The following is a 4,214-nucleotide window of genomic DNA, read 5'->3' on the forward strand; positions in this document are numbered from 1 at the left end:
ACTGGATGCAGTTATGTGTTTCCGAAGTCGTTAAAGGGCCGCGCTGAGACGATGGAAGACTGGTCAGCCAACACGGGGGCCATGGCGTATGAAGCTTTTGCTAAATACTCTGAGCCACGTGTGGACGACTATCAGAACCTTGAGTTTTCTCAGTTCTGCATGGGAATTCATACGTGATCACCAAGACTACTTGCCGTAAGGCGGTAGTTTAGTGAGAAAAAACCGCTTCAGCTTTCCAGCTGGGGCGGTTTTTTTTTGTGCTCAGAAAGTACTAAAACCTAATCCACCGTCTCCCTAAAAATCTACTGACGCGCTGCGCTTGTCGGCCCTTTTGGTTCTCTGCGGCTGCGCCACAGAGAACCAAAAGGGCTCACCAAATAGGCAAAGTTTCCGAATCGGAAACTTTGTCTGAATAAAAGATGTTCCACAGGCGTTTGACGCCAAAGGGAAAACACAAGATATTGTGTTTCGTGATTACTTTCGCCCGTGGAACACTTTCACGGTCGTAGAAACGACGAAACCCCGCCAAGGCGGGGTTTCACGGGCTGGGTGGGTGCTAGTAACACCTCCAGCCTAGGTCTCGGGGAATTCTGCTTTAGGAGGCGGGATTCGAGACCTGGAAAGCCAATTCTGCGTGGGAAACCCCCCGCTGTAAAGCCTCCAGCCTCTTCCCGATACCTCCCCCCGACGCTTGGATACCATGATGCTTTGGGCTTGGGGGAGTACAGCTGCTGATCAAGGGATCTCTTCACAGCAGCCGGTATAGCCGGTTAGGTGCGACCCGAAAGGGCGAGAAGGCAACGGCAGGGCAGCGTAAAAACCCAACCACGGGCGCTGTCACTGTCTTAAAACCCACCAACCGCCAGACGCCGAAGAGGGCTAGGGGCTACTGCTGTAAACAACCCCCTGAAAGTCTGGAACGCCTGTTGGGAGTGGGAGTCGGGAGTGTTTTTTCCTCCGAAATTTCCCCGCTGCGTGGAGCCATGCGAGAGGCCTTTTTTAAGGCCAATCGTAGGGGCTCCCACGCCAGTGGGAACCTCAAACCGCGCGTCAGCCAGCCTTATCATGCCGCCCTGCGGCCCTAGCTGCGCGTCAGCCAGCCTTGCTCCTGCTCTTGTCTTCTAGGGTCATAACCCGCTCTGGATCTACTCCAGCGAGTGGGGGTCCCCCTTTAGGGGGTCGAGCTGGTGAGCGAAGCGAATGCTTTAATCGGTCTATTTGTTGATAGACCTCTCGGAGAATTGTGTGAACGACGAGCACTTTTTTGAAATTGCGAGTGATGAGATTAAATCGGGACGTATTCGACCTGGTCTGCGAGCGAAAGCATTTTCAGATGCTCGCGGGGACGATCCTCTCGCCCAGGCTCTTTATTTGAAATACCGAGTAGCCCAGCTTGTTCAGGAGGAGCGAGAGGCGCTACGAGCCAAAGCTCAGGAAGAGAAACAGAATAAGAGACAGGAACAAGCTGTTGAGGAGATGGGGCAACAAGCGAGGGCAAAAGAAGAAGGTCTTACGTCCATGCATGTCATCTTGTTGGGGCTTTTCGCTCTGTTATTTGCCGCTGTAATCAAGCAATTGTTATAGACCAGAGGAACCTAAAGTCCGAATGGTCTAAAACGTGATTAGCAGTCAATCAACTGTTCGCGATAAGGCGCTTGAATGCTTCTGAGCCTTGTCCATCCTCTCCAAGTACTGCCAGTCTTTCAGCCGGACGGGTAAGGAAACTATTCAGTAAAGCCAACAGAGCAGCGCGCTTTTCGGTGGACTGAGTTTGCTGATGTAAAACTGCCGCGCCGACCAAAACCTTTACCCTATCTTCTGCCTTCTTGGCTGTAGCTCGTTGCCGTGCTTCTGCCTGCTGAATCTTGGCTGTGAGTTGGTCACGTTTTCGTTTCAGGTCGTCTAAATCAGCCATGTCTGTTATGCCTTTGATGGTGTCGGTTATGGTCATTCTACGCTAGAGTATTGACGTGCACAGACCTACCCTGAAAGAAGAGAAGGGCGCACTTACGCAAACTACGTTTGCAGGCGGTCGGCAATGCCGACAAATCAAAAACAGATCACAAGAAAATCGAGAATCCAAAACCGTGGCGCTCTACTCCGCATCCGTCAAACCCGTCAGTCGTAGCAGTGGCCGTTCCGCCACTGCCGCCGCTGCGTATCGGAATGCAGAGCGAATCATCGACGAGCGTACCGGCGACATTCACGACTACACCCGCCGTTCCGGCGTGGATTACGTCGAGTCATTTGCTCCGGTCGGCATGGCTCCGCAGTCAGGTTCTGAACTGTGGAACAAGGCCGAAGCCGCCGAGGTTCGCAAGAACGCCCGAGTGGCCCGGGAAGTGCTGGTCGCACTGCCTCACGAACTTGACCAGGTACAACGTCGAGAGCTGGCCAAATCGATTGCGCAGGGCTTGGCCGATCGCTACGGCACAGCGGGAACGCTGGCCGTTCACCAGCCCGACCGAGAGGGCGATAACCGCAATCACCACGTCCATATCCTGATGACCACGCGCCGCCTTGATGCGTCGGGCCAGTTGGGTGAGAAGACCCGCGAACTGGACGACGTGAAGCGCGGCCCGCAAGAGGTGGAGTGGATACGGGCCATGATCGAGGGTCGAACCAATTCTTCACTGGAGTGTGCTGGGGTTGAAGCGCGGGTGGATCGGCGTTCTTTGATTGAGCAGCGCGCCGCTGCGCTCGATGCCGGCGACATGGATCGAGCTGCGGAGCTGGATCGGCCGGCAACCCTTCACGAAGGCCCAAGGGTGACGCAGATCAGGCGCGAGTCGGCCCGTAAATGCCGGGCGCCGTTGGGCGCGTTGGATCGAGCTGCAGCGAATGACCATACCCGCGAACTGGTGACCAACCGGGCTGAGCTGGGCATGGTGTCGGCACAGATATTCAACTTTGAAAAAGCCCGTGCAGAGCGTGCTGCACGCGAACAATTAGCTAAAACCGCTGCTGAGGGAATGGCCGCGTTCAATGCTCGTTTCCAGCAAAACCAAGACTTCAACGCCCGTATTGATGCGGAGCGCGAACGCATGGCCAACGAGCTGCACAGAGTTGCCCTGGAGCGCGCCGCACTCGAACGACAAGAGCAGGCCAAAGCGGCCTTAAAACGATTCGAAAAAGACCAGTTAAACCACGATAAAGCCCCTAGCAAAGGCCGTGGTGGCCCTGAATTCGGCATGTAAGGGGAAGAATTTGAGCATCAGTGAGCAGGAGCTATTTGGCCTGATGGCAGTAACCAAAGAGCAGCAGCGAGCGGTCAGTGAGGCACTGCAAAAGCTGGAGGATCGGCAGGTTGCACTGAATGCGGTCATAGCTCGTGCTGGCACAGCCGTTGAAGAGATGCACAAAGCGGGTCAGGCCTCGTCGCTTATCATCGAGAAGGCCACGCGGGTCGCTGTCGAGAAGGCCGTTCAGGCCGCTTTAGCGAACGTCCAGCAGCAAACCCAGTCCACTCTGGGGGATTCTGTAAATCCCGCTGTGAAGGCGCTACAGGGCGTTACAGCGCGCGCAGAGAAGGCGGAAGAAAGCCTGCACCAAGCAGCAAGCTCGATCAGTTGGAAGTGGGCCGCTATTTGGGCTGCGACCAGTTGTGTGCTGCTGGCTTCCATCGTGGCGTTGTCGATGCTTCTGGTACCCAGCCCCAACGAAATCGCGGACCTACGGGCCGCTGCCGCCGCCCTGGAGGCCCAAGGTGGGCGGGTTCAGCTGTCTGTATGTGGCGATTCAAAAAGGCTGTGTGCAAGGATTGATCCGAAGGCTGAGAAAGGCGATCAGTACGGTCAAAACGGGCAGCGTTGGATGATTCTGCAGGGCTACTGAAGAGCCAAAAAAAGGGCGAAAAAAAACCGCCATGCGAAGGGCGGTTTTTTCGGTCTTACACTGTGTAGACAAGGGTTGCGAAGCCCTTTCTACACACTTCACGGGATGCAGTTATGTGTAAGGATCATAAATAATGATTATGTCATTGTCTATGTCATTCACTGTATTTCACCCGGCGTCACTGCAAATAACGGCCTAAAAACACCTGGTAGCACAGGGCCATTCACAAGCGTTCAGGATCAGGTATGATGAGGCTGCTTGCGAGTGACTGGATCCATTGTTGGGGGGCTGGGAATTAACGAATTCCGCTGTACAACCCCGCGTACATGGCCGCGAACCATGCCGGTGATTTTTATGTGGGCCCACTCTTGGCCACCTTC

4 protein-coding genes are annotated in these 4,214 nt (G+C 55.0%); 3 read left to right on the forward strand and 1 reads right to left on the reverse strand.

Features of this window, described 5'->3' with window-relative positions; translation table 11 throughout:
• The first annotated feature begins 1,245 nt into the window (after positions 1-1,245).
• A complete protein-coding gene (locus tag GYN01_RS22070) occupies positions 1,246-1,584 on the forward strand; it encodes a hypothetical protein (protein WP_203307800.1) in 339 nt (112 codons plus the stop codon).
• A 49-nt stretch (positions 1,585-1,633) separates the two neighbouring features.
• Here GYN01_RS22070 and GYN01_RS22075 read toward each other — a convergent pair whose 3' ends face one another.
• Positions 1,634-1,915: a hypothetical protein gene (locus tag GYN01_RS22075; RefSeq protein ID WP_203307801.1), complete on the reverse strand. Its 282-nt coding sequence runs from the start codon at positions 1,913-1,915 to the stop codon at positions 1,634-1,636.
• 172 nt (positions 1,916-2,087) lie between these two features.
• On the opposite strand from GYN01_RS22075, the gene mobQ reads away from it, so the two are divergent.
• Together mobQ and GYN01_RS22085 are read left to right on the forward strand one after the other, a co-directional pair.
• A complete protein-coding gene (gene mobQ / locus GYN01_RS22080; protein ID WP_203307802.1) occupies positions 2,088-3,197 on the forward strand; it encodes a MobQ family relaxase in 1,110 nt (369 codons plus the stop codon).
• Positions 3,198-3,207: 10 nt separating this feature from the next.
• On the forward strand, positions 3,208-3,834 hold the full coding sequence (locus GYN01_RS22085; RefSeq protein WP_203307803.1) for a hypothetical protein: 627 nt from the start codon (positions 3,208-3,210) through the stop codon (positions 3,832-3,834).
• Positions 3,835-4,214 lie beyond the last annotated feature (380 nt).

Origin of the sequence: Pseudomonas weihenstephanensis (assembly GCF_016812185.1) — a bacterium.
Classification (GTDB): Bacteria; Pseudomonadota; Gammaproteobacteria; order Pseudomonadales; family Pseudomonadaceae; genus Aquipseudomonas; species Aquipseudomonas weihenstephanensis.